24 protein-coding genes and 1 tRNA gene are annotated in these 23,686 nt (G+C 56.3%); 9 read left to right on the forward strand and 16 right to left on the reverse strand.

What is annotated here, in order from left to right:
* Nucleotides 1-101: 101 nt before the first annotated feature.
* From DW56_RS02280 to aspA, 6 genes are all read right to left on the reverse strand, one after another.
* Nucleotides 102-177 (reverse strand) — tRNA-Phe (locus tag DW56_RS02280).
* A 112-nt stretch (nt 178-289) separates the two neighbouring features.
* On the reverse strand, nt 290-865 hold the full coding sequence (locus DW56_RS02285) for a transcriptional regulator (RefSeq protein ID WP_024553415.1): 576 nt from the start codon (nt 863-865) through the stop codon (nt 290-292).
* A 49-nt stretch (nt 866-914) separates the two neighbouring features.
* Nucleotides 915-2,711: a protein-disulfide reductase DsbD gene (locus DW56_RS02290; protein ID WP_024562159.1), complete on the reverse strand. Its 1,797-nt coding sequence runs from the start codon at nt 2,709-2,711 to the stop codon at nt 915-917.
* Nucleotides 2,687-3,034, reverse strand: coding sequence for a divalent cation tolerance protein CutA (gene cutA / locus DW56_RS02295; protein WP_024553413.1), 348 nt, complete (start codon nt 3,032-3,034; stop codon nt 2,687-2,689). Before cutA ends, DW56_RS02290 begins: the two co-directional genes overlap by 25 nt.
* Nucleotides 3,035-3,163: 129 nt before the next feature.
* Nucleotides 3,164-4,465 (reverse strand): anaerobic C4-dicarboxylate transporter, encoded by a 1,302-nt coding sequence (locus DW56_RS02300; RefSeq protein ID WP_024553412.1) that lies wholly within the window; start codon nt 4,463-4,465, stop codon nt 3,164-3,166.
* Between the two features lie 115 nt (nt 4,466-4,580).
* Entirely contained in the window at nt 4,581-6,017 is a 1,437-nt protein-coding gene (gene aspA, locus DW56_RS02305; protein ID WP_024553411.1) for an aspartate ammonia-lyase, read from the reverse strand.
* 335 nt (nt 6,018-6,352) lie between these two features.
* Between aspA and DW56_RS02310 the strand changes: the two genes are divergently transcribed.
* The 4 genes from DW56_RS02310 to DW56_RS02325 all read left to right on the forward strand — a co-directional run bounded on the left by DW56_RS02310 (nt 6,353) and on the right by DW56_RS02325 (nt 9,454).
* Complete coding sequence (locus DW56_RS02310; RefSeq protein ID WP_024553410.1) at nt 6,353-6,823, forward strand: FxsA family protein; 471 nt, start codon at nt 6,353-6,355, stop codon at nt 6,821-6,823.
* Between the two features lie 135 nt (nt 6,824-6,958).
* Entirely contained in the window at nt 6,959-7,252 is a 294-nt protein-coding gene (locus DW56_RS02315; RefSeq protein WP_024553409.1) for a co-chaperone GroES, read from the forward strand.
* 47 nt (nt 7,253-7,299) lie between these two features.
* Nucleotides 7,300-8,943, forward strand: coding sequence for a chaperonin GroEL (gene groL / locus DW56_RS02320; protein ID WP_024553408.1), 1,644 nt, complete (start codon nt 7,300-7,302; stop codon nt 8,941-8,943).
* A gap of 151 nt (nt 8,944-9,094) precedes the next feature.
* Entirely contained in the window at nt 9,095-9,454 is a 360-nt protein-coding gene (locus DW56_RS02325; protein WP_035889403.1) for a DUF4156 domain-containing protein, read from the forward strand.
* A 119-nt stretch (nt 9,455-9,573) separates the two neighbouring features.
* Here the strand turns inward: DW56_RS02325 and epmB are convergent, their stop codons facing one another.
* A complete protein-coding gene (gene epmB / locus DW56_RS02330; RefSeq protein ID WP_024553406.1) occupies nt 9,574-10,602 on the reverse strand; it encodes an EF-P beta-lysylation protein EpmB in 1,029 nt (342 codons plus the stop codon).
* Between the two features lie 40 nt (nt 10,603-10,642).
* Here epmB and efp point away from each other — a divergent pair, with 40 nt between their 5' ends.
* The 3 genes from efp to ecnB all read left to right on the forward strand — a co-directional run bounded on the left by efp (nt 10,643) and on the right by ecnB (nt 11,652).
* Nucleotides 10,643-11,209, forward strand: coding sequence for an elongation factor P (efp, locus tag DW56_RS02335; protein WP_004386068.1), 567 nt, complete (start codon nt 10,643-10,645; stop codon nt 11,207-11,209).
* 60 nt (nt 11,210-11,269) lie between these two features.
* Nucleotides 11,270-11,401 carry an entericidin A/B family lipoprotein gene (locus tag DW56_RS21190; RefSeq protein WP_064503431.1) on the forward strand — a complete coding sequence of 44 codons (132 nt, stop codon included), beginning with the start codon at nt 11,270-11,272 and terminating at the stop codon, nt 11,399-11,401.
* A gap of 104 nt (nt 11,402-11,505) precedes the next feature.
* Entirely contained in the window at nt 11,506-11,652 is a 147-nt protein-coding gene (gene ecnB / locus DW56_RS02340; RefSeq protein WP_024553405.1) for a lipoprotein toxin entericidin B, read from the forward strand.
* A gap of 36 nt (nt 11,653-11,688) precedes the next feature.
* On the opposite strand, the gene DW56_RS02345 is transcribed toward ecnB, so the two are convergent.
* Entirely contained in the window at nt 11,689-12,294 is a 606-nt protein-coding gene (locus DW56_RS02345; RefSeq protein WP_024553404.1) for a LuxR C-terminal-related transcriptional regulator, read from the reverse strand.
* A 265-nt stretch (nt 12,295-12,559) separates the two neighbouring features.
* Between DW56_RS02345 and sugE the strand changes: the two genes are divergently transcribed.
* Nucleotides 12,560-12,877: a quaternary ammonium compound efflux SMR transporter SugE gene (gene sugE, locus DW56_RS02350; RefSeq protein WP_024553403.1), complete on the forward strand. Its 318-nt coding sequence runs from the start codon at nt 12,560-12,562 to the stop codon at nt 12,875-12,877.
* On the opposite strand, the gene DW56_RS02355 is transcribed toward sugE, so the two are convergent.
* The 5 genes from DW56_RS02355 to frdA all read right to left on the reverse strand — a co-directional run bounded on the left by DW56_RS02355 (nt 12,874) and on the right by frdA (nt 16,843).
* On the reverse strand, nt 12,874-13,407 hold the full coding sequence (locus tag DW56_RS02355; RefSeq protein WP_024553402.1) for a lipocalin family protein: 534 nt from the start codon (nt 13,405-13,407) through the stop codon (nt 12,874-12,876). The two genes, sugE and DW56_RS02355, sit on opposite strands and share 4 nt — an antisense overlap.
* 142 nt (nt 13,408-13,549) lie before the next feature.
* A complete protein-coding gene (gene frdD, locus DW56_RS02360) occupies nt 13,550-13,909 on the reverse strand; it encodes a fumarate reductase subunit FrdD (RefSeq protein ID WP_024553401.1) in 360 nt (119 codons plus the stop codon).
* 10 nt (nt 13,910-13,919) lie between these two features.
* Nucleotides 13,920-14,315, reverse strand: coding sequence for a fumarate reductase subunit FrdC (frdC, locus tag DW56_RS02365; protein ID WP_024553400.1), 396 nt, complete (start codon nt 14,313-14,315; stop codon nt 13,920-13,922).
* A 10-nt stretch (nt 14,316-14,325) separates the two neighbouring features.
* A complete protein-coding gene (locus DW56_RS02370; protein WP_024553399.1) occupies nt 14,326-15,060 on the reverse strand; it encodes a succinate dehydrogenase/fumarate reductase iron-sulfur subunit in 735 nt (244 codons plus the stop codon).
* On the reverse strand, nt 15,053-16,843 hold the full coding sequence (gene frdA, locus DW56_RS02375; RefSeq protein WP_024553398.1) for a fumarate reductase (quinol) flavoprotein subunit: 1,791 nt from the start codon (nt 16,841-16,843) through the stop codon (nt 15,053-15,055). Before frdA ends, DW56_RS02370 begins: the two co-directional genes overlap by 8 nt.
* Before the next feature lie 296 nt (nt 16,844-17,139).
* Between frdA and epmA the strand changes: the two genes are divergently transcribed.
* Entirely contained in the window at nt 17,140-18,117 is a 978-nt protein-coding gene (epmA, locus tag DW56_RS02380) for an elongation factor P--(R)-beta-lysine ligase (RefSeq protein ID WP_024553397.1), read from the forward strand.
* Between the two features lie 44 nt (nt 18,118-18,161).
* On the opposite strand, the gene mscM is transcribed toward epmA, so the two are convergent.
* From mscM to rsgA, 3 genes are all read right to left on the reverse strand, one after another.
* Nucleotides 18,162-21,497, reverse strand: a complete 3,336-nt coding sequence (gene mscM, locus DW56_RS02385; protein ID WP_024553396.1) for a miniconductance mechanosensitive channel MscM — start codon at nt 21,495-21,497, stop codon at nt 18,162-18,164.
* A 24-nt stretch (nt 21,498-21,521) separates the two neighbouring features.
* Complete coding sequence (gene asd, locus DW56_RS02390) at nt 21,522-22,484, reverse strand: archaetidylserine decarboxylase (protein ID WP_024553395.1); 963 nt, start codon at nt 22,482-22,484, stop codon at nt 21,522-21,524.
* 105 nt (nt 22,485-22,589) lie between these two features.
* A complete protein-coding gene (gene rsgA, locus DW56_RS02395; protein WP_024553394.1) occupies nt 22,590-23,645 on the reverse strand; it encodes a small ribosomal subunit biogenesis GTPase RsgA in 1,056 nt (351 codons plus the stop codon).
* Between the last annotated feature and the right edge of the window lie 41 nt (nt 23,646-23,686).

Below are 23,686 nucleotides of genomic sequence, written 5' to 3' on the forward strand. Positions count from 1 at the left end.
GTGAGCCACAGGGAGGTGGCGAACAATCGAACGGAGTTCGATGGAGAGTCCGGAAAGCCCAAAAGCAAAAACCCGCCTTTTGGGCGGGTTCTCTGAATAAGTGGTGCCCGGACTCGGAATCGAACCAAGGACACGGGGATTTTCAATCCCCTGCTCTACCGACTGAGCTATCCGGGCAACGGGGCGCATTAAACCGTAAAGGCTGCGGGGCGTCAACGGCTTTGTCATAAAAAATCGGTAAAACTGTGTCGACTGCCTGCTTTTCATGCAAAAACCGCAAAAGCTACGCTCAGGTTAACGCGCCGCCCTGACGACACAGCGCCAGGCGAAGGATATCTTCCGCCAGCCGCTTCGCAGTATCTACATCCGCGCGGTCATGTTTAACCAGCAGACGGCTAAGGCACCCTTCCAGCACCAGCTCCATCTGCTCCGCCACCATCGCCGGGTCGTCCACTTCCAGGCGCGTCAGCAGTTCGTGGGTAAACTCCCATGCGGCGCGTTTTTGCTGATCCGCAAGCTGATGAATAGGATGCGAGGCATCCGGAAAGAACGAGCAGGCGGCGATAAACAGGCAGCCCGGATAGCGCTCGTTATCCACGCAGCCAGAGAGCGCGTCGTAGCGCGCCAGCAGTTTATCTTCGTCGCGCATCTCTTCATCATGGATAAGCTGCCTGCGCCAGGCATCGATTTGTTGACTGTGGTAGCGCAACGCGTCGTACAGCAGCGCCTCACGATCCGGCCAGAAACGCTGCATCTCATCTATCGGGTAATCCGCCCTGGCAGCCACCATCCCGAACGTGGTGTTAGCAAGCCCTTGTTGTTCAAGGACATGCAGGGCGTGCTCTAATACTTCTTCACGTTGCACGGTTCACTCCTCCGTTCATCCCAACGGTTTTTTCCACTCAAAGTGTCGTTTACCGCTGTAGATTGCGCAAATGCGAATTAAACGCGTCGGCATTCATAAACCCCGTCACGCGCTCCGCAGGCTGCTCGTTGCCTGCCGCGTCAAAGAACAAAATAGTCGGCAGGCCAAGGACGTTCAGGCGCTTAAGCAAAGCCGCATCCTGCGCGCTGTTAGCCGTAACGTCCGCCTGCAACAGTACCGTATTTTTTAGCGCGTTCTGCACAGCCGGCTCGCTGAAGGTGTATTTTTCAAACTCTTTGCAGGCGACGCACCAGTCGGCGTAGAGGTCCAGCATCACCGGCTTGCCTTTTGCCTGCGCCAGCGCCTGGTTCAGCTCATCGACATTATTGATGCGCGTGAAGTTCAGGTGCGCCTGCGTGGTGGCGGCAGAGGCGCCAAACACCCAGTCCTGCAAGGGCCGGGCGCTCACCAGCGCGGCGGCGAGCAGCGCAACTTGCACTACGCGCAGCCAGGCTTTTTCCGCCTTCAGGCTGGCGATGAAAGCCCAGCCGAAAAAGGCGACGCCAAGCAGGCCCCAGAGCCGCAGCCCCCAGGTTTCTCCCAGCACGCGCTCAAGCAGAAATACCGGCAGCGCCAGGATAACAAAGCCAAACGCGGTTTTAACCTGCGCCATCCACGGGCCGCTTTTTGGCAACAGCCGGTTGCCGAACACCGTAATCAGCATCAGCGGCAGCCCCATGCCCAGCGCGTAAAGGTAGAGCGTGCCGCCGCCGAGCCAGACATTACCGCTCTGGGCGATATAAAGCAGAATGGCGCTGAGCGGGGCGGTGGTGCAGGGCGAACAGATAAGCCCGGCGATAGCCCCCATAGCAAACACGCCGCCTGCCGAGCCGCCCTGCTGGCGGTTGCTCATCAACGTCAGGCGCGTTTGCAGCGAAGAGGGCAGTTGCAGCGTGAAAAGACCGAACATGGAAAGCGCGAGCAGAATAAACACTACGGAGAGCGAAATCAGCACCCACGGGCTTTGCAGCGCCGCCTGGAATTGCAGCCCGGCGGCAGCGACCACAAGGCCCAGCGCGGTGTAAGTTAGCGCCATGCCCTGCACGTAGATAAAGGTGAGCAGCAATGCCCGCCCGGTAGAAAGCCGTTGCCTGCCGCCAAGCACAATGCCGGAGATAAGCGGATACATTGGCAGCACGCAGGGCGTAAACGCAACGCCGATGCCTATCAGCAAGGCCCATAAGGCGGAGAAGGGGAGCGTGGCGGGAGGGGCTTCGTTATTCGCGCCAGGTTGTTCTTTCGCGGCGAAAGGCGCGTGTTCTGCGCCCGCTTCCGGCGAACCGGCCGCCGCGCTGGCTGGAGGAAGCGGCGGCATAAGCGCATTGGGTTTTGTTTTCGCGCCTGGCGCTGGCGCAGACTGCGCTGCGGCGCTTACCGGCACCACGCGAGTCTCTGGCGGATAACAGAAGCCCGCCTCGGCGCAACCCTGGTAAGTCACGCTTAACGAGGCGCCCTGGTCTGCATGGCTGAGCGTAACGGGCAGGCTTAACTGCTGCTTATAAATTTCGCTTTTGCCGTAAAACTCATCTTCATGCCACACGCCCTGCGGCATTGCGACGGGCGCAAGGGTCGCTTTATCCGGCGCGATGGTGATTTGCTGGCGGTAGAGGTAGTAGCCTGGCTTAATCTGCCAGTTCAGCACGACCTCCTGGCCGCGCTGCTGAAAGTCAAAGGCGAAAGCCTGGTCTGCGGGAACAAACTGGCTTTTGCCCGGGGCGTCAAACAGCCCGGCGAAAGCCGAAGCGCTGCATAACAGCAGGATCAGCGTAAGGATGCGTTGAGCCATGAGAGGTAATCATTGTCTCCGTGGAGAACTGGCAGAACCAGCAGTTCAGGGGTCTGGTACGGGTGATGGGTTTTCAGGCAAGTCAACAATGCCTGCTGATGAGCCGCATCGCTTTTCAGCAGCATTTGTACTTCATACTCCTGCTCAAGCTTGCCTTCCCAGTAATAGAGCGAAGAGGCGCCCGGCAGCAGCGTAACGCAGGCGGCGAGCTTTTCCGCCAACACTTTTGCCGCCAGCTCCTGCGCGGTGGCTTCATCCGGCGCGGTACATAAGATCACTACAGCATTCTGAGGAGAAGAGCCTGGCGTTTGCGAGTCCGACATGAGCACCTCGTGAGTCATTGCCCGAAAAGGGAAACGGCTACTATACAATGGCTACTCTCATCTTGTTAGCAACGGTATGTAAAGGCGGGTTAACACGTAAAGGGCGCCGCAGCGCCCTTTAAACTAGCGTTACAGCATGACGCTGCCGAGCAGGAAGCCGAAACAGACCGAGAGCACTACGCCCAGCGTGCCCGGAATGAAAAACGGATGGTTAAACACAAAACGCCCGATGCGGGTGGTGCCTGTATCATCCATCTGTACGGCAGCGACCAGCGTCGGATAAGTTGGCAGAATAAACAGCCCGGAAACGGCGGCAAAAGAGGCCACCGCCGTCAGCGGCGACACGTTCAGCGCCAGCGCCATCGGCATCAGGGCTTTCGCCGTTGCCGCTTGCGAGTAAAGCAGCGCGGAAGCGATAAAGAAAATCAGCGCCAGCAGCCACGGGTGGCCCTGAATCACGCTGCCCGCCGTCGCCTTGATCCAGTCAATATTGTGGGAAACAAAGGTATCGCCGAGCCAGGCGACGCCAAGAATACAGATACAGGCGCTCATACCGGCTTTAAAGGTGCTGGAACTGAGAATGCTGTCTGTTTCCACGCGACAGATAAGCGTGATAAGCGTGGCGACGCTGAGCATGATAATCAAAATGGCGCTGGTGGTGTTCATTAGCGGCGTCGCCACCAGCCCAAGGCTTGGGCTATTGACGATGGCGTAGATAACCACACACACCACGCCCAGCAGGAATAACCAGACGGACGTTTTCGCGCGCGGTTTAATCTCAATTTGCTTATCGCCGCGCAGTTCAATCAGCCCTTCGGCAAATCGCTTCTGGTAAACCGGGTCGTCAGAGAGTTTCGAGTTAAACAGCATCGACACGATAAAAGACATCACCAGCACCGCCAGCAGTGTGGAGGGCATTACCACCATCAGCAGGTGAATGTAACTCACGCCGTGGTTTTCCATGACGGAGGACATATATACCACTGCGGCGGAAATCGGCGAGGCGGTAATAGCGATCTGCGCCGCCACAACCGCCGTGGAAAGCGGGCGGCAGGGTTTTATTCCCTGTTCTTTCGCCACTTCGGCAATAACCGGCAGCGTGGCGAGCGAAATATTCCCGGTGCCGGCGAAAATGGTCAGAAAGTAAGTGACGATGGGCGCAAGCACGGTGATGTATTTGGGGTTTTTACGCAGCAGCTTTTCCGTCTGGTTAACCAGATAATCGAGCCCGCCTGCGATTTGCATCGCGGAGATAGCGGCTATCACCGCCATAATGATAGAGATAACGTCAAAAGGGATATTGCCCGGCTTAACGCCGATGGCGGCCAGCACCAGTACTCCCAGCCCGCCGGCATAACCTATGCCGATCCCGCCAAGCCTGGCGCCAAGAAAAATGGCCAGTAAAACGATGATAAGTTCGACAACTATCATGGTGGCTTCCTTGATGGTTAATTGTTGGATAATTAAATGTTGTAATTTGGTATCCACAAAACGAAAAAGGCACGTCCCTGAGGACGTGCCTTTTTAAGTTTACCCTGAATGGGGCTTATTGTTCGCTTTCATCGGTATAACGTTTTGCTTTGTAGACCGGATGCATCAGATTATGCACTGAGAAGATGTCGTCAAGCTCCGCTTCGGTCAGCAAGCCGCGCTCCAGCACCACTTCCCGCACGCTCTTACCGGTCATGGCGCAAATCTTGCCGACGATATCGCCGTTGTGGTGGCCAATGAACGGATTGAGGTAGGTCACGATGCCGATGGAGTTGTAAACGTAGCCTTCGCACACTTCTTTGTTGGCGGTGATGCCGTTAACGCATTTTTCCAGCAGGTTATAGCAGGCGTTAGTCAGGATGTGGATAGATTCAAACATCGCCTGGCCGATAACCGGCTCCATGACGTTGAGCTGCAACTGTCCAGCTTCGGAAGCCATGGTCACCGTGGTGTCGTTGCCAATAACTTTGAAGCACACCTGGTTTACCACTTCCGGCACGACCGGATTGACTTTGGCCGGCATGATGGACGAGCCTGCCTGTAGTTCCGGCAGGTTGATTTCGTTCAGGCCCGCGCGCGGGCCGGAAGAGAGCAGGCGCAGGTCGTTACAGATTTTAGAGAGCTTAACCGCCAGACGTTTCAGCGAGCTGTGCACCATCACGTAAGCGCCGCAGTCAGACGTTGCTTCAATCAGATCTTCTGCCGGCACTACCGGCAGGTTGCTCACTTCCGCCAGTTTCTGCACCGCCAACTGCTGGTAACCGTCCGGCGTGTTGAGGCGCGTGCCGATGGCGGTTGCGCCGAGGTTCACTTCCAGCAGCAATTCCGCTGTGCGCAGCAGGTTTTTGGTCTCTTCGTTCAGCAGCACGGTAAACGCGTGGAACTCCTGACCAAGGGTCATCGGCACCGCGTCCTGGAGCTGAGTGCGGCCCATCTTCAGAATCGTTTCAAACTCTACCGCCTTACGCTGGAAGCCTTCGCCTAACTGGTTGATGGCGTCGACCAGTTTTACGATGGAGGCGTAAACCGCGATACGAAAGCCCGTCGGGTAGGCGTCGTTGGTGGACTGGCATTTGTTCACATGGTCATTCGGGTTGAGGTACTGGTATTCGCCTTTCTGATGGCCCATCAGCTCAAGGCCGATGTTCGCCAGCACTTCGTTGGTATTCATGTTGACGGAAGTGCCAGCGCCGCCCTGGTAAACGTCTACCGGGAATTGATCCATGCACTTGCCGTTGTTCAGCACCTCATCACAGGCGGCGATAATCGCGTTAGCCACGCTTTTTGGAATCGTTTGCAGCTCTTTGTTGGCCATAGCGGCGGCTTTTTTCACCATCACCATGCCGCGCACAAACTCCGGAATATCGCTGATTTTGCTGTTGCTGATGTAAAAGTTTTCAATCGCACGCAGAGTATGAACGCCATAGTAGGCGTCCGCTGGAACTTCCCTGGTACCCAACAAATCTTCTTCGATACGAATGTTGTTTAACATGTGAACCTTCTTTGCTTAATGACTAAGTTTGCACCAAACACGCAGGAGATATGTGGTTATGGAGCCGCGATGACCAACATTTTTAGCCTCATTTGGCCTGGTGCCCGTGATGATATGCTGATGATAGCGAAAAGCCGTAATCTGGATCACTTATTGTCGCCGTCGGGATATAACAATTATTAATCTGTGAAATGCATCACCGCTTATTAATTTCAGGAAAAATATCGCGGCAAAGCGATTGAATGTTGGCTACCGCGCCTCCATGTCTGACTAATCTGCTGAAAAAACGTTTACTTGCGACCGCTATAAGGCGTTCGCCCGAACAGGAGGTGCCGGTGCGCTGGATACCCTTTATCGCTATCTTTCTCTATGTTTACATTGAGATTTCAATTTTCATTCAGGTGGCCCATGCGCTGGGCGTGTTCCTGACGCTGGTGCTGGTGATTTTCACCTCAGTGATTGGCATGTCGCTGGTTCGCAACCAGGGGCTGAAAAACTTTCTGCTGATGCAGGAAAAAATGGCGGCGGGCGAAAGCCCGGCGGCGGAGATGGTGAAAAGCGTTTCGCTTATCATCGCCGGTTTCCTGCTATTGTTACCGGGCTTCTTTACCGATTTCCTCGGCCTGCTGCTTCTGTTGCCGCCTGTGCAAAAACACCTGACGCTGAAGCTGCTTCCCCATTTGCGCTTTGGCCGCATGCCGGGCGGCGGATTTAGCGCGGGCGACGGCAATACTTTCGAAGGCGAATACCAGCGCAAAGACGACGGTCCTAAGCGTCTGGAAGAGCGCGATCGCGACGATCGGTAAAAAAGCGAAAAAAATTTTATTTTTCCCCCTTGAAGGGGGAAAAGCCCATCCCCATCTCTCAGGGCACCAGCCGCGAGCATACAGGCTTCGGCGTTACCCATAACTGATACGGACTTTCTCAAAGGAGAGCTATCAATGAATATTCGTCCATTGCATGATCGTGTGATCGTCAAGCGTAAAGAAGTTGAATCCAAATCTGCTGGCGGCATCGTTCTGACCGGCTCCGCGGCGGGCAAATCCACCCGTGGCGAAGTGCTGGCTGTTGGCAATGGCCGCATCCTTGAAAATGGCGAAGTGAAGCCGCTGGATGTAAAAGTGGGCGACATCGTGATTTTCAATGATGGCTATGGTGTGAAAACCGAGAAGCTGGACGATCAGGAAGTGCTGATCATGTCCGAAAGCGACATTCTGGCAATTGTTGAAGCGTAATTTCACGCGCGACTAACTGAACGTACGAATTTAAGGGAAAAAAAGATATGGCAGCTAAAGACGTAAAATTCGGTAGCGACGCTCGTGTGAAAATGCTGCGCGGCGTAAACGTGCTGGCAGATGCGGTTAAAGTTACCCTGGGCCCGAAAGGCCGTAACGTAGTACTGGACAAATCCTTCGGCGCGCCGACCATCACTAAAGACGGCGTATCCGTTGCTCGTGAGATCGAACTGGAAGACAAATTCGAGAACATGGGCGCCCAGATGGTGAAAGAAGTGGCCTCCAAAGCGAACGACGCGGCAGGCGACGGCACCACCACCGCAACCGTACTGGCGCAGGCTATCGTGAACGAAGGCCTGAAAGCTGTGGCTGCGGGCATGAACCCGATGGACCTGAAGCGCGGCATCGACAAAGCGGTGCTGGCGGCGGTTGAAGAGCTGAAAGCGCTCTCCGTACCGTGCTCTGACTCCAAAGCTATCGCTCAGGTAGGCACCATCTCCGCTAACTCCGACGAAACCGTAGGCACGCTGATTGCAGAAGCCATGGAGAAAGTGGGCAAAGAAGGCGTTATCACCGTTGAAGAAGGCACCGGCCTGCAAGACGAGCTGGACGTAGTGGAAGGGATGCAGTTCGACCGCGGCTACCTCTCCCCTTACTTCATCAACAAGCCGGAAACTGGCGCAGTAGAGCTGGAAAGCCCGTTCATCCTGCTGGCTGACAAGAAAATCTCCAACATCCGCGAAATGCTGCCGGTTCTGGAAGCCGTAGCGAAAGCTGGCAAGCCGCTGGTGATCGTGGCTGAAGATGTTGAAGGCGAAGCGCTGGCGACCCTGGTGGTCAACACCATGCGCGGCATCGTGAAAGTGGCGGCGGTTAAAGCGCCGGGCTTCGGCGATCGTCGTAAAGCAATGCTCCAGGATATCGCTATCCTGACTGGCGGTACCGTTATCTCTGAAGAGATCGGTATGGAGCTGGAAAAAGCAACGCTTGAAGATCTGGGCCAGGCGAAACGCGTGGTTATCAACAAAGACACCACCACCATCATCGACGGTGTGGGCGAAGAAGCTGCAATCCAGGGCCGCGTAGGTCAGATTCGCCAGCAGATCGAAGAAGCGACCTCTGATTACGACCGTGAAAAACTGCAAGAGCGCGTAGCGAAACTGGCAGGCGGCGTTGCGGTAATCAAAGTTGGCGCAGCGACTGAAGTCGAAATGAAAGAGAAGAAAGCCCGCGTTGAAGACGCCCTGCACGCAACCCGTGCTGCGGTGGAAGAAGGCGTGGTAGCTGGCGGCGGCGTGGCGCTGGTTCGCGTTGCGGCGAAAATCGCTGGCCTGACCGGTCAGAACGAAGATCAGAACGTGGGTATCAAAGTTGCGCTGCGCGCAATGGAAGCCCCGCTGCGTCAGATCGTTTCCAACGCCGGCGAAGAGCCGTCTGTTGTTGCTAACAACGTGAAAGCAGGCGACGGTAACTACGGTTACAACGCGGCGACCGAAGAGTACGGCAACATGATCGACATGGGTATCCTGGATCCGACCAAAGTTACCCGTTCTGCGTTGCAGTACGCTTCTTCCGTTGCAGGCCTGATGATCACCACCGAGTGCATGGTGACTGACCTGCCGAAAGAAGACAAAGCTGATTTAGGCGCTGCCGGCATGGGCGGCATGGGTGGCATGGGCGGCATGATGTAATCGCCTTCGTCCGCTGTTTTCGGCGGGCGAGTCCCCAGAAATACGTAAACCCCCGTACCAGAAATGGTCGGGGGTTTTTCTTTTGGTCATCTTTTTAGTATAAGGTCTTACCGGGCAGACTGTGTCCAGCATACTGATAATGAGGAATAACATGCGCGTGAAAGTCTCAGCAGGAATGGTTGTGGCAGCACTGCTGCTGGCAGGATGTAGCTCCAGCTCCAGCAATCAGCTGACAGCGGCAGGTCAGGGCGTTCGTTTCGTAGAAGAAAAACCAGGCGCTGCGTGCCAGCTGGTGGGAACCGCTACGGGCGAGCAGAGCAACTGGCTCTCCGGCCAACAGGGAGATGAGGGCGGCTCTATGCGCGGCGCGGCGAACGATCTGCGCAACCAGGCGGCGCAGATGGGCGGCAATGTGATTTACGGCGTGAGCAGCCCAACGCAAAACCTGCTTTCAAGCTTTGTGCCGACCGCCAGCAAAATGACTGGCCAGGTTTATAAGTGCCCAAACTGATTAAGCATTAATTATGGCGGGTGCGCTGCGCTTACCCGCCCAAAGTTTCTCCCGCTGGCGCGCGCTTTTGTGTAAACCCGGCTTATGAATGGCGCAGGGCTTACGTGCTCAAACTCGCCTTAGCGTTGACGCAGCTGTAAATCCAGCGGCGTTTTACTGGGTTCGCCGCCAATTTCACGAGTCAGTTTCGGCACCATATAACCTGAAACCAGCGTCAGCAATTCCCTCATGATTTCCCGCGCTTCTTCGTCGCTCACCATGAAATGCGCCGCGCCCTGAACTTTATCCAGCACGTGAAGGTAATAAGGCATCACGCCTGCATCAAACAACGCGTTGCTGAGGTCGGCCAGCGACTGCGCGCGGTCATTGACTCCCCTGAGCAGCACGCTTTGATTAAGCAACGTAACGCCCGCTTTGCGCAGCCGCGCCATCGCGTCGCGGAACGCATCGTCAATCTCCCGGGCGTGGTTGATATGGTTGACCAGCAATACCTGTAGCGAAGAGCGCGCAAGACGCGCTACCAGTTCATCGGTAATGCGTGCCGGAATGACTATCGGCAGGCGGCTGTGAATACGCAGCCTTTTAATATGCGGGATAGCCTCAAGCCCGGCGATCAACCAGTCCAGCTCTTTATCTTTCGCCATCAACGGGTCGCCGCCGGAAAAGATGATTTCATCAAGCTCGGGATGCGCGGCGATATAATCCAGCGCTGCCTGCCAGTTGCGCTTGTTGCCCTGGTTATCTGCGTAGGGAAAATGGCGGCGGAAACAATAACGACAGTTTACCGCGCAACCGCCTTTGACCAGAAGCAGGGCGCGGTTGCGGTATTTATGCAGCAGGCCTGGCACTACGCTGTTCTGCTCTTCCAGCGGATCGGTGGAAAAGCCGGGCGTGGCGATGAACTCTTCATGCGAGGTAAGCACCTGACGCAAAAGCGGATCGTGCGGGTTGCCCTTCTCCATGCGGGCGATAAATGCGCGGGGAACGCGCAGCGCGAACAGGCGGCGAGCGTCACGTCCTGCGAGCAGTTGTGCATCAGCGTCTATATTCAGAAGCTGGAGCAACTCATCAGGCTCGGTGACAACATCGGCAAGTTGCGATAACCAATCTTCTCTGGATGGGGGATTTAGGGTTACAATATGCGCCATTTTGTGGCTTAGCTACCAGTTAACAATTTCAGAGGGCCTTATGGCGACTTATTCTAGCAACGATTTTCGTGCCGGTCTTAAAATCATGATGGATGGCGAACCTTACGCCGTTGAATCCAGCGAATTCGTTAAACCAGGTAAAGGTCAGGCGTTCGCGCGCGTTAAGCTGCGCCGTCTGCTGACCGGTTCCCGTGTAGAAAAAACCTTTAAATCCACCGACTCCGCAGAAGGCGCAGACGTTGTCGATATGAATCTGACTTACCTCTACAACGACGGTGAGTTCTGGCATTTCATGAACAACGAAACCTTCGAACAGCTGGCAGCAGACGCGAAAGCCGTAGGCGACAACGCTAAATGGCTGCTGGACCAGGCGGAATGCATCGTGACCCTGTGGAACGGCCAGCCGATCTCCGTCACGCCGCCGAACTTTGTTGAACTGGAAATTGTTGATACCGATCCGGGTCTGAAAGGCGATACCGCAGGTACAGGCGGCAAGCCGGCTACCCTGTCCACTGGCGCAGTGGTGAAAGTACCGCTGTTCGTACAGATTGGCGAAGTGATTAAAGTAGATACCCGCTCTGGCGAATACGTATCTCGCGTGAAATAAGTTCACGTCTGGTATGCGGTGTGGCGCCTGCCACACCGTTGCCTCAGGGATGGCTGACTGATGAAATCCTTTATTCGCTTCCTGCTGCTTACCTTCTTTGCCTGCGCCCTCCTCAGCGGCTGTAATACCGCCCGCGGTATTGGCGAAGATATTCAACACCTCGGCAATGCAATAGAACGTGCCGCCAGCTGACCTCAACTTCTCCTAAAAATTTCTTCTTTCCCGTCGCTTTTCGGGATTTTGTCTATGCTTAAGTGGCTATACACAAACAACATTGGTAACAAAAGGACGAAATTATGGCTAAGAAAACAATGGCGGCGCTCTTTTCTGCACTGGTGCTTTCTTCTCTGCTGACGGCCTGCAACACGACTCGCGGCGTGGGCGAAGATATTCAGAGCGGCGGCAGCGCCATTTCCGGCGCAGCGACCAAAGCTCAGCAGTAATCCTGGTAGGCGGTACGGCTGACTGTGCCGTACCGTTTATTCCACTCTCAGCTCATGCTGGGGGACAAAAAGCGAAAACCGGTTGTCCACGCCAAGCTTCATGCGGATATTGCGCTTATAGGTGTAGACCGTCTTTACCGCGATGCCCATATTGCGGGCAATCACTTCATTGGCTATTCCGTCTGTCCACCATTTCAAAATTCGCTCTTCACGTAAGGTAAGCAATGAGGTGACGGTACGCGCTTCGCGCGTTTGCGGCCGCGTCTGCATCGCCTGTTCAATAACGTCCTTCAGGTCGCCTAGCGGAATAGACTTTTCTACCGTTTGCCACGGTTTATGCGTTTCGCAATAGTGCTCCAGCGCTTCGGACATACCGCTTTGCAGCAGCAGTAAGCGAGTATGCTTGCCGCAGGCGGCAAAAATGGAGGAAAGCTGGCTAATATGATGAATATCCGACATAAAGCCATGCAGGTCAGCGATGACCATATCCGGCTGCCACTGCATAATGTATTCCCTTGCACGTAGCAGATGGTCTGTCGCGGTTATCTCAAAAGGCGATGCAAAGTACTCAGAGTGATTGAGCCAGCCCACCATGCCAAGACGGCTAAAATAACAGTGGTCAATCAGTAAAATTTTATACATGGTCAGTTTCGTAATGAGCGGTCGGACAAGAGGTCACTGAATAACCATCATAAAAGGATTTACCGCCGCTGAATCACGGATTTACGCGCTCTAACGCCTCTATTTCTGCGCTTAAGCCTTTGCTTATCCGAAATTAAGCCCCGGTAAGTTGCATTCCGGTTCTGATAACGCGATCATTTATAAGTTTTTCAACTGGCCTTATGGGACGACCCATAAGCGCGTCATATGAACGGGGACGACCCCAGCTCGAACGGGAGTCATCTTTATGTCCTGGATTATCCTTTTTATCGCTGGTCTGCTTGAAGTGGTCTGGGCTGTCGGCCTGAAATACACCCACGGCTTTACGCGCCTCGTACCAAGCCTTATTACCGTTACGTCGATGATTATCAGCATCGTTATGCTGTCATTTGCTATGAAAACGCTGCCTACCGGAACGGCTTATGCGGTCTGGACAGGCATTGGCGCGGTTGGCGCGGCGATAGCGGGCATTGTGTTGCTAGGGGAATCGGCGAGTCTCGCCCGAATCGCGAGCCTCGCGCTGATAGTGGTAGGGATCGTCGGGTTAAAATTCAGCACGCATTAAAGCGGCTTCTGTTTTACCCAGATCAGTTTTTCTACAGCGAAACCCTGCCGCGTCGCGGCATCCAGCATCTCTTGCTTAACCTGCGGGCTGATGGTCGGCGTACGTGAAAGGATCCACAAGTAGTCGCGATTCGGCCCGCACACCAGCGCATGCTGATAATCTTTATCAAGCGCTATCACGTTATAGCCGCCGTAGAACGGGCCGAAAAACGAAACTTTTAGCGCCGCGCGGTTTGGGCTGCCGGTAAAATAGGCTCTGCCATCGGTATCTTGCCATTTAGCGCGATCGGGGTTGTAGCCACGGTTGATGACATTAATTCCGCCATCTTCACGCAGGCTGTATGTCGCCGTCACTTGTTCAAGCCCGCGCTCAAACCGATGGTCGAAACGGGCTATTTCATACCATTTTCCCAGGTAGCGTGTGGAGTTGAAATTCTCAACGACGGTAACGCCTCGTGGCGGTGTCGGCGTGCTACAGGCAACAACCAGAAAAGCAGCGGCAACGGCGGTAACAACGGGCAGGATTTTCATCGCGTATTCCTTTTTAGTCTTTTTGCTAAGTGTAGAATCAGCCGGGCATTTTTGCTTATGGCGGGCGCGGCAAAGAGAGGTAAAAGAAAGAGGGCGCGCATAAAAAAGCCCGCTTTTGCGCGGGCTTTTTGCTGAGGGCTTTTCAGACGGTCACGACGCCGGTCAGCGTGACTACCGTCAGGATAGCGGCCAGGCCGTAGAACACCCATTTGCCGCTCGGCACGTGGATTTTCAGGTCGTGCATGGCGTGATGAATACGGTGCAACCCGCACCATAGCGGCAGCACAATCATCAGAAAAATAAACAGGCGGCCGATATAGCTCTGGGCGAACGCGAGCACGCGCTCGTAACTTAACGCCTCGCCCGGATAAAGACCGAGCGGCAGCATAATGCCCACCAGCAGCACAATAACCGGCGCGAAAATAGCGCCCCACATGCCGCCTGCGCCAAACAGGCCCCAGAATACCGGCTCGTCGGAACGTTTAGGGTTTGAATGAATCACGGTATCCTCCTTACCAGAAAAGAGCCACAAACAGCACGACAGCGGTGACGACGACGGTAACCACCCAGAGTCCTTTTATAATCGGCTCCGGCCCCAGCTTTTCATCTTTGATAATGATATTGGCCGCTTTCGGCGCCAGCTCAAACCAGGTTTTGGTATGCAGCAGCGCCGCCGCCAGGGTGATAAGGTTTAAAATCACGACCACCGGATTTTGCAAAAAGCTCGTAAACGCAGCCCAGCTGTCCGGGCCATTTTTTAACGAGAACAAGCCGCAAATCAGCACAATGCTGAACCAGACGGTGGGAACGGATGTGCCTTCGCGCAGCATATAAAAGCGGTAAAAACCCAGCTTTTGCCACCATGTCGGCGTCATGGTGCGCACATAAGGTTTACGTTTTGTAGTCATTGGGCGCTCCTTAGCGTGGTTTCAGGGTGGCAATCAGGAAATCTTTCGCGCTTTCCACTTTGCCCTGCTGAATGGCGGCGGCCGGATCAACATGCTTTGGACACACCTGCGAGCAGAAGCCGACGAAGGTGCAGGTCCAGACGCCGTTCTGGCCGTTCAGTTGCGCCATACGCGCTTTTTTACCGCGATCGCGGCTATCCAGGTTGTAGCGGTGGGCGAGGGTAATGGCCGCCGGGCCGATAAACTCTGGATTCAGGCCGAACTGTGGGCAGGCGGCATAGCACAGGCCGCAGTTGATGCAGCCGGAAAACTGGTGATATTTCGCCATTTGCGCCGGCGTCTGGTTATTCGGCCCCTGATCCGGCGTGCGCGGGTTGCCGATGATATAAGGCTTAATCGCCTCCAGGCTCTCGATAAAGTGGGTCATATCGACCACTAAATCGCGCTCGATGGGAAAGTTCGCCAGCGCTTCAACCTTCATGCCGCCAGGGTAGTCGCGCAGGAACGTTTTGCAGGCAAGCTTCGGCACATTGTTGACCATCATGCCGCAGGAGCCGCAAATCGCCATGCGGCAGGACCAGCGGTAGCTCAGGTCCGCCGCCAGGTTATCCTTGATGTAGCCCAGCGCGTCCAGCAGCGAGGTTTGCTCATCGTAAGGCACGTCGTAAAACACGCTGTGCGGGGCGTTATCCGTTTCCGGGTTATAACGCACCACCTCTACTTTCAGGTTTTTCATCTCAGCCATTGGCCTGCTCCTTCTTCTCGGCCGCTTCCGCCTCCGCGCCATAGACGCGTTTCGCCGGCGGCAGCGTAGTGATTTTCACGTCACTGTAATCAAGACGAACTGAACCGTCCGCGTTCAGGAAGGCGAGGGTATGTTTCAGAAAGTTAACGTCGTCGCGCTCGGTGCAGCCTTCATCAAGGCGCTGGTGCGCGCCGCGAGACTCTTTTCGCGCCATGGCGGAATGCGCCATGCATTCGGCCACATTAAGGCCATGGCCCAGCTCAATGGTGTAAAGCAGGTCGGTGTTGAAAACGCTGGAGGTATCGGTAATACGTATGCGCTTAACGCGCTCCTGCAACTCTGCAAGCTTGTCGATAGTCTTTTGCATTAATTCCGGCGTGCGATAAATGCCGCAGCCTTCTTCCATCGAAAGGCCCATCTCGTCGCGGATTTTCGCAAAGCTTTCATTGCCTTGCTGACTGGCCAGCGCGTTCAGGCGCGCTTCCACATCCGCCGCCTGCGCGCTGAGCGCCGCGTCGTTGGCCGGTTGCGCTTCGTTTGCCCGCGCCATCGCCTGTTCGCCGGCGAGGCGGCCAAACACCACCAGCTCCGCCAGTGAATTTGAGCCAAGACGGTTAGCGCCGTGAAGCCCTACGCTTGAACATTCGCCCACGGCGAACAGCCCTTTAATACGCGTTTCGCACTGCTGGTCGGTTTCAATGCCGCCCATGGTGTAATGAGCGGTCGGACGTACCGGGATAGGTTCTTTTACCGGGTCGACGCCAACGTACGCTTTTGCCAGTTCGCAGATAAACGGCAGACGCTCCAGCAGTTTTTTCTCGCCAAGATGGCGCAGGTCGAGATAAACCACATCGCCGCGCGGCGTGGCGATAGTGTTGCCTTTGCGCCATTCGTGCCAGAACGCCTGGGAAACTTTATCGCGCGGGCCAAGTTCCATATATTTATTCTTCGGCTCGCCGAGCGGCGTTTCCGGCCCCATGCCGTAATCCTGGAGGTAGCGATAGCCGTTTTTATTTACCAGGATGCCGCCTTCGCCGCGACAGCCTTCCGTCATTAAAATGCCGGAGCCGGGCAGGCCGGTGGGGTGATACTGCACAAATTCCATGTCGCGCAGCGGCACGCCGTGCGCCAGCGCCATTCCCATGCCGTCGCCAGTGACAATGCCGCCATTGGTGTTGTAGCGATAAACCCGGCCCGCGCCGCCTGTCGCCAGCACCACGGCGTTGGCGCGGATCTGCACCAGCGAGCCTTCCATCATGTTCATTGCTACCAGTCCGCGCGCCTGGCCATCATCCACCAGGATATCAAGCACGAAATGTTCGTCGAAGCGTTGAATTTGCGGGAACTGTAAAGAGGTCTGGAAGAGGGTGTGAAGCATGTGGAAGCCGGTTTTATCCGCGGCAAACCAGGTGCGCTCAATCTTCATGCCGCCGAAGCGACGCACATTTACCGAGCCGTCCGGGCGACGGCTCCATGGGCAGCCCCATTGTTCAAGTTGCGTCATCTCTGTTGGACAGTGGCGCACAAAATAGTCCACCACGTCCTGTTCACAGAGCCAGTCGCCGCCAGCGACCGTGTCGTGGAAATGGTAATCGAAACTGTCATGATCCTGAGCGACGGCCGCCGAACCGCCTTCTGCGGCGACAGTGTGGCTGCGCATGGGATAAAGTTTGGAAATCAAAGCGATTTTCGCGTTGGGGTTGGCTTGCGCTGCGGCAATGGCGGCACGCAGACCCGCGCCACCGGCGCCTATCACGGCAAGATCGGCTTGAAAGATTTGCACGACATTCCTCCAGATTATGGTTTTTTCGCAACGCGTTACTGCCCAGGGGTAGTGAAAACGACACGCTGACGCCGCTGCGAAGCAATTCCCCTGCTCCTTTGTGGGTAAGTGAGTATAACCGCGGCAATCATAAGGAAATTTGACCCGATCGATTTTTTTACCGTTCTGCCAGGGCTTTTAACCGCTTGCCCAGGCCTTGAGGTTTAACCCGGCCAGGACGTTATTGCGCAAAATTTGTCTCGTGACGCGCTAACGAGTAGACTTCGTGCCCTTGTTTGTCTTAGGAGAAAAGCACCATGAGCGAGACGGCCAGCTGGCAGCCGAGCGCATCCATCCCCAACCTGTTGAAACGCGCCGCGATAATGGCGGAGATCCGCCGCTTTTTCGCGGATCGTTGCGTTCTGGAGGTGGAAACCCCCTGCATGAGCCAGGCGACGGTGACCGATATTCACCTGTTCCCGTTTAAAACTCGCTTCGTGGGCCCGGGCCATTCTCAGGGGCTCGACCTCTACCTGATGACCAGCCCGGAATACCATATGAAACGCCTGCTGGCGGCGGGTTGCGGCCCGGTATTCCAGCTTTGCCGCAGCTTTCGTAACGAAGAGATGGGACGCCACCATAATCCGGAATTCACCATGCTGGAGTGGTATCGTCCGCATTACGACATGTACCGGCTGATGAATGAAGTGGATGACCTGCTGCAACAGGTGCTGGAGTGCCAGCCTGCGGAAAGCCTCTCTTATCAGCAGGCGTTTTTGCGCCACCTGGATATTGATCCGCTGTCGGCGGATAAAAACCAGCTGCGCGAAGCGGCGGCAAAGCTCGATTTAAGCAACATTGCCGATACGGAAGAAGATCGCGATACGCTGCTGCAATTGCTTTTCACCATGGGCGTGGAACCGCACATTGGTAAAGAGCGCCCGGCTTTTGTCTATCACTTCCCGGCAAGCCAGGCGGCGCTGGCGCAAATCAGTACGGAAGATCACCGCGTGGCGGAGCGCTTTGAGGTTTATTTCAAAGGCATGGAGCTGGCGAACGGTTTCCACGAGCTGACGGACGCGCGCGAGCAGCGCCAGCGTTTCGAACAGGATAACCGTAAGCGCGCGCAGCGTGGGCTTGAACAGCAGCCGGTTGACTATAACCTGCTGGAGGCGCTTGAAGCGGGGCTGCCGGATTGCTCCGGCGTAGCGCTGGGCGTTGACCGCCTGATCATGCTGGCGCTGGGGGCAGAAAGCCTTTCTGAGGTGATAGCCTTTACCGTAGATCGGGCCTGATCAACGATCGCTTGTAAAAAAGGAGCCTTTCGGCTCCTTTTTGTTTACATGCTTCCGGGCGCGCGGGTGGTTTTCCCGGCGGAGGTGAAGGTTCGCGCTGAACGTTTGCCGTCCAGACTTTCAAGACGCATCTGGAAAGGCGGGAAGGGCAGGTCGATGCCATGCTCGCGGAAACCCTGCAAAATCAACTGATGGATTTCGTGACGCAGCGGCATGCGATGCCCCATCTCTGCGGCGTGAATACGCAGTTCGAACAGTTGAATACCCTGCTGCAAATCCACCAAAAAGACTTCCGGCGGTGGGTTATCAATCACATAAGTACACTTCTCAGCGGCGCGGTAAAGCAGCTGCGTGACCTCTTCGCTGTTGGCGTCCACTGGCGCAGGCACCGTTAACACCACGCGGGTGACGGAATCTGACAGCGACCAGTTAATGAACTGTTCGGTGATAAACGCCTTGTTCGGCACGATAATCTCTTTGCGGTCCCAGTCGCTGATGGTGGTGGCGCGGGTGTTAATGCGCGTCACGCTGCCGGTTAAATCGCGAATGGTTACGGTATCGCCGATACGGATCGGTTTTTCAAAAAGGATAATCAGACCGGAAATAAAGTTGGCGAAAATCTCCTGCAAACCAAAACCCAGCCCTACACCGAGCGCGGCGACCAGCCATTGCAGCTTCGACCACTCAATACCAATCATCGAGAAGCCCACCAGACCGCCAAACAGCATCAGCAGATACTTAGTGATGGTGGTAATGGCGTAACCGGTGCCTGGCGTTAAGTCGAGATGCTGCAAGAGCGCCAGCTCCAGCAGCGCAGGCAGGTTACGCACCAGCTGCGTGGTGACGATAAACACCAGAATGGCGATAAGCACGGCGCCGAGGGTTATCGGCTCCAGGCTCTCCACGCCTTTCACCGTGGAAGTCACATCCCAGAGCGTGATGTTTTCAAGAAAGCCAAACGCGGAATGGATTTCTGACCACAGCACAATCACGGAAAGCAGAGCGATGAGCGTGAGGATCGAACGCACCAGCCGCAGCGACTGGGCGCTGATGGTATCGAGATCGATTTCCGCCACTTCCACTTCCGCCGCCCCTTCCGTGCTGTGCGTCGGCGCCTGTTCTTCTTCGCCGCGCGCGCGCTGGGCGAGGATCTCCGCACGTCGCTGCCTGGCGCGGTCAAACGCCAGGCGGCGGCGCTGAATCAGCATCCAGCGGCGGATAATGTGATAGACCACCAGCAGCAGGAACCAGATAGCGACAGAGGTTTCCAGGCGCGCCAGCAGCGCCTGCGCGGTCGCGAGGTAGCCTACCGCCGCGGCGAGAATGGCGGTCAGCGGCGCGCACAGCATTAAATTCCACAGCAGCCGGTTGACCCAGTTGTCGCCGTTGCCCTCTTTATCAAGATAGAGCGGAATGCCCGCGCGCTTGAGGCTTAGCGTGACGATTGCCAGCGCGCCGCAAATCAGCACAAAGCACAGCCGGCCAAGCGAACCGGAAAACTCCCGATCGTTAAGGTTATCGAACATGATAAGCGCCATGATGAGCGGCACGATAAAGCCGATGCTCATCAGGTAGTAGCGCATCGCACGCGCTACCCGGTTGCGCGGCCAGCCGAAATGGACGATGAACAGACCATTGGAGCGGGCAAAGGCAGCGCAAATCATCACCACCCACAGCAGCGGAACGGTTGCCGTTACGCCGTCGCCTACTGCGACCGCAATGGGATAAGGCCAGGCTTCGCGCAGGCCATAACCCAGCGTCGCCCACAGCACCGGCAACGGCGAAGCCACCAGCACAGACCAGAACACGGTGCGCAGCGTAAGGCGGAAATGGTCCTGCGTTACTTTGCCCACTTTTGCGCTCGATCGCTCAAGGAAAGCCGTAAAGTGGCGACGCGAGCTGATGCTAAAGCCCACCAGCAGCAGCGCGCCGAAAAGCGGCAGCAGCGTCTCTTTGCTGGTCACCATCATAATGGCCGCTTTGCCGAGCTGACCGAAGGTGTCGAGCGAAATAAGACGGCGCAGATCCTGCACGATTTCCAGCGGCCAAGCGAACGTGAGCGGGCTAACGTCCGACGTCCAGAACAGGTAGCGGTGGGTCGCTTCATTCACCTCTTTGAGCGCATCTTCAAGCTGGCTGTTGGAGACCTTAAGCTTGGTCAGCTCCAGCAGCAGCGTGTCGCCGCCCTGTAGCAAAGAGCCGAGCAGTTCGCGCTGGGTACGGAGCTGCGCTTCCAAGATCCGGCTCTGTTCAGCGGTCAACTGTTGGCCGTCCAGCTGGCGGATTTGCCGCAGCTGAGGCTGCTTATTGAGCAAATCCTCATAGCGCATGCGATGGACGCGAAGCTGGGCCATTTCGGTATCAAGCTGCTGCGGCTTCGGCATTTCCGGCAGTCGCGCCACCTGGGCGCGCAGCGCTTCGCCAAGCACATTGGAAACGCCCAGCCACTGCGACTGCTCGCGAAGCGTGGTTAACGCCTGGCGTACCTGCAACGTCTGGCTGGTGGCCTGCCGCTGCTGCGAGGCGACGAGATCCATGCGCTGCGCCTGCTGGTTCAGCGCCTGGGAAAGCTCGCGGTTAACTTTAAACTGCTTGAGGATCTCAGGCGGCAGGTTAGCGCTGTTTTCAGCGAGCATCTCGGTGCTTTCCAGCGCCTGCTCGGCTTCTTTCTGCCGCTGGCTGTTAAGATGATTGCGCAGCGCCTGGAGATAGGCATCCAGCTGTTCCGCCTGTTTTTGCGCCAGCTCCGCGCGCAGGCGCGAAAGCTCCTGCCGGTTGCTGGCGGAAAGCTGCGCCAGCTCCAGCTCATCTACCTGCGCCTTGAGGCGAGCCGATTCCGCCTGCGCGGCAAGATTCTGCGCCTGGGCAAGCGGACCGCTGACGCCGTTCTGGCTGCCGGCGCGGCGCTCCACTTCATTCAACTGACGCCGGGCGTCGGTTTGCTGCTGGGGGAGCTGGCTTAACGAGTCGGCGATTTCCCGCGCCCGGTCCTGCTCCTGCTGCGCCTGACGGCTTTTGTCCAGCAACTGGCTGCTGACCTGCACGATCTCCTGATTGAGCGCGTCGGTGGTCAGGCCCGCCGGCACGCTTTTCGGTTCATCGCGCAGGTTATTAAGCTGCTGGCGCAGGGTTTGCGAGAGTTTGGGGAAATTATCGATAACTTCCTGATACTGCTGGGCGCGCTCAAGAGAGGCTTTGCGCTCTTCAAGCGCGTTGAGGGCGGACTGGAGCGTTTCCACCGTTTCCGGCTGGTTGGGCTGATCTTTTGCAGCCTTCGCCTGCTCCAGTTCCTGGGTTATCTGTTTTGCATCGGGGGCCGTCGCAGCGTACGCCCCCAGGCTGAGGCACCAGGCCATCAGTATAGTGATAATCAGGCGCACGTCAGTCTACCTTTCGTTGTGCTGTTAACCTTCGTCTTTCTCATCGACCAGCGGATTAGCTTCCCGCTCGGCCTGCACTTCTTCTGCCGGGATGATAGCTGGCGCAACGTCCGCCGCCACCGCTTCAGTAGAGACCGCCAGCGGTTCGCCAAGACGGGTTACCGACAGGCTTTGCAGGTGGTCAACCAGCTCGACTTTGCCCGGCGCGAACAGGTTAATAACCGTTGAGCCAAGCTTGAAGCGGCCCATCTCCTGGCCTTTCAGCAGCGCTACGGCGCCTTCGTTTTCGCCTGCCGGCCAGGTCCAGCGCTTGATGACCCCTTCGCGCGGCGGCGTGATAGTGCCCGCCCAGACGGTTTCGATGCTGCCGACAATCGTCGCGCCGACCAGAATCTGCGCCATCGGGCCAAATTCCGTGTCGAACAGGCAAATAACACGTTCATTACGGGCAAACAGGTTCGGCACGTTCTGCGCGGTCAGATGATTAACCGAGAAGAGATCGCCGGGCACGTAGATCATCTCGCGCAGGATACCGTTGCACGGCATGTGTACGCGGTGATAGTCGCGAGGAGAGAGGTAAGTGGTCGCGAACGTCCCGTTACGGAACAGATCGGCCATGATGTAATTGCCCGCGAGCAGCGCTTCCAGGCTGTAGTTATGGCCTTTGGCCTGCAAAATTTTATCGTTTTCAATGCGCCCAAGCTGGCTAATAACGCCATCTGCCGGCATGACCAGCACGTTCGGGTCGGTATTCAGCGGACGCACTTCGTCGCGCAGCGGGCGAACAAAGAATTCATTAAAGGTGCGGTAGCTGGCGGTGTCGGGCTTTTGCGCCTCTTGCATGTTGACCTTGTAGTATTTCACAAACAGGTCGATGACCAGTTTGGTCAGCCAGCCGGCACGCTTGCTTGCGCCCCAGCCCGCCAGGCGAGTGAGCCACAGTTTTGGCAGAAGGTATTGAAGCGAAAGTTTGATGTCGTTTAGCAAGATAGCCTCCAGGCTAAGTTTATTGCCAGTCCTGGCCCGTTCCGCGTAGGGCGAAGCGGGCATTGCAGAAAAAGGGGGCGATTTTAGCGACGCCCAGCTTAATTGTCAGTCGTCGCTTTCAGAAAAGCTTTTACGCGTTTTTACCTGCGCCATGCTTTCCAGGATTCGGTGATAGTTGTCAAAACGGCTTTCGGCGATTTCGCCGCGCTCCACCGCCGCGCGAATGGCGCAGCCCGGGTCGTTGCCGTGACGGCAATCGCGGTATTTGCAGGTGCCCAGATAGTCGTGGAATTCGACAAAACCCTGGGTGATTTGTTCCGGCTCCAGGTGCCAGAGACCAAACTCGCGCACGCCGGGAGAATCGATCACATCGCCGCCGTGCGGGAAGTGATAAAGGCGCGCGGCTGTCGTGGTGTGCTGGCCCAGGCCGGAGACATCTGAAACGTCGTTAGTGAGGATTTCATCCTCTTTAAGCCCTAACAGCGCGTTCAGCAGACTGGATTTGCCGACGCCAGACTGCCCGGCAAAAATGCTGATGCGGCCGATAAGCGCCTGTTCAAGCGCCTCCAGTCCATGTTCGGCATGGCTTGAAACCAGCAGCACGCGATAACCGATGCCGCGGTAGATATCCATTTGCTCATTAACAAAATTCATTCCTGCTTCATCCAGCAGGTCGATTTTGTTCAGCACGATAAGCGGCTCAACGTCCAGCGTCTCGCAGGCCACCAGATAACGGTCGATAATATTCAGCGACAGCTCCGGCAAAATGGCAGAGACAATCACTATCTGGTCGATGTTGGCGGCGACCGGCTTCACGCCGTCATAAAAATCCGGGCGCGTAAGAACCGAGGTACGCTCATGCACCGCCTCGACGATGCCGTTGATGGTGACCCCTTCTGCGGCGTCTTTCGCCGGGCGCCACACCACGCGATCGCCCGTTACCAGCGAACGGATAGTGCGGCGGATATTGCAGCGGTGTAAGGCGCCGTCCGCCGACTCTACGTCCGCATGCATGCCAAACCGGCTGATGACCGTGCCTTCGCGCGGTTCGCCGAACAGGTTGTCATCGTAATCGGCCTTCTCCGTTGATTGCTTAAGCCGACGCTGATGATTGGCCTTTACGCGGCGCTGCTGACCTTTGGAGAGTTTATTTTTACTCAATCGCCCTGGCTCCTGGTCGCCCGTTATGGGCAAAACCTCTA

The organism is Franconibacter helveticus LMG 23732, assembly GCF_000463115.2.
GTDB classification, from domain to species: domain Bacteria; phylum Pseudomonadota; class Gammaproteobacteria; order Enterobacterales; family Enterobacteriaceae; genus Franconibacter; species Franconibacter helveticus.

Bases quoted from the DNA above. Each gene is read 5' to 3' on its own strand.
- DW56_RS02290 (WP_024562159.1), bottom strand. From the start codon at position 2,711: ATGGCTCAACGCATCCTTACGCTGATCCTGCTGTTATGCAGCGCTTCG.
- cutA (WP_024553413.1), bottom strand. From the start codon at position 3,034: ATGTCGGACTCGCAAACGCCAGGCTCTTCTCCTCAGAATGCTGTAGTG.
- DW56_RS02300 (WP_024553412.1), bottom strand. From the start codon at position 4,465: ATGATAGTTGTCGAACTTATCATCGTTTTACTGGCCATTTTTCTTGGC.
- aspA (WP_024553411.1), bottom strand. From the start codon at position 6,017: ATGTTAAACAACATTCGTATCGAAGAAGATTTGTTGGGTACCAGGGAA.
- DW56_RS02315 (WP_024553409.1), top strand. From the start codon at position 6,959: ATGAATATTCGTCCATTGCATGATCGTGTGATCGTCAAGCGTAAAGAA.
- groL (WP_024553408.1), top strand. From the start codon at position 7,300: ATGGCAGCTAAAGACGTAAAATTCGGTAGCGACGCTCGTGTGAAAATG.
- DW56_RS02325 (WP_035889403.1), top strand. From the start codon at position 9,095: ATGCGCGTGAAAGTCTCAGCAGGAATGGTTGTGGCAGCACTGCTGCTG.
- epmB (WP_024553406.1), bottom strand. From the start codon at position 10,602: ATGGCGCATATTGTAACCCTAAATCCCCCATCCAGAGAAGATTGGTTA.
- efp (WP_004386068.1), top strand. From the start codon at position 10,643: ATGGCGACTTATTCTAGCAACGATTTTCGTGCCGGTCTTAAAATCATG.
- DW56_RS21190 (WP_064503431.1), top strand. From the start codon at position 11,270: ATGAAATCCTTTATTCGCTTCCTGCTGCTTACCTTCTTTGCCTGCGCC.
- ecnB (WP_024553405.1), top strand. From the start codon at position 11,506: ATGGCTAAGAAAACAATGGCGGCGCTCTTTTCTGCACTGGTGCTTTCT.
- DW56_RS02345 (WP_024553404.1), bottom strand. From the start codon at position 12,294: ATGTATAAAATTTTACTGATTGACCACTGTTATTTTAGCCGTCTTGGC.
- sugE (WP_024553403.1), top strand. From the start codon at position 12,560: ATGTCCTGGATTATCCTTTTTATCGCTGGTCTGCTTGAAGTGGTCTGG.
- DW56_RS02355 (WP_024553402.1), bottom strand. From the start codon at position 13,407: ATGAAAATCCTGCCCGTTGTTACCGCCGTTGCCGCTGCTTTTCTGGTT.
- frdC (WP_024553400.1), bottom strand. From the start codon at position 14,315: ATGACTACAAAACGTAAACCTTATGTGCGCACCATGACGCCGACATGG.
- DW56_RS02370 (WP_024553399.1), bottom strand. From the start codon at position 15,060: ATGGCTGAGATGAAAAACCTGAAAGTAGAGGTGGTGCGTTATAACCCG.
- epmA (WP_024553397.1), top strand. From the start codon at position 17,140: ATGAGCGAGACGGCCAGCTGGCAGCCGAGCGCATCCATCCCCAACCTG.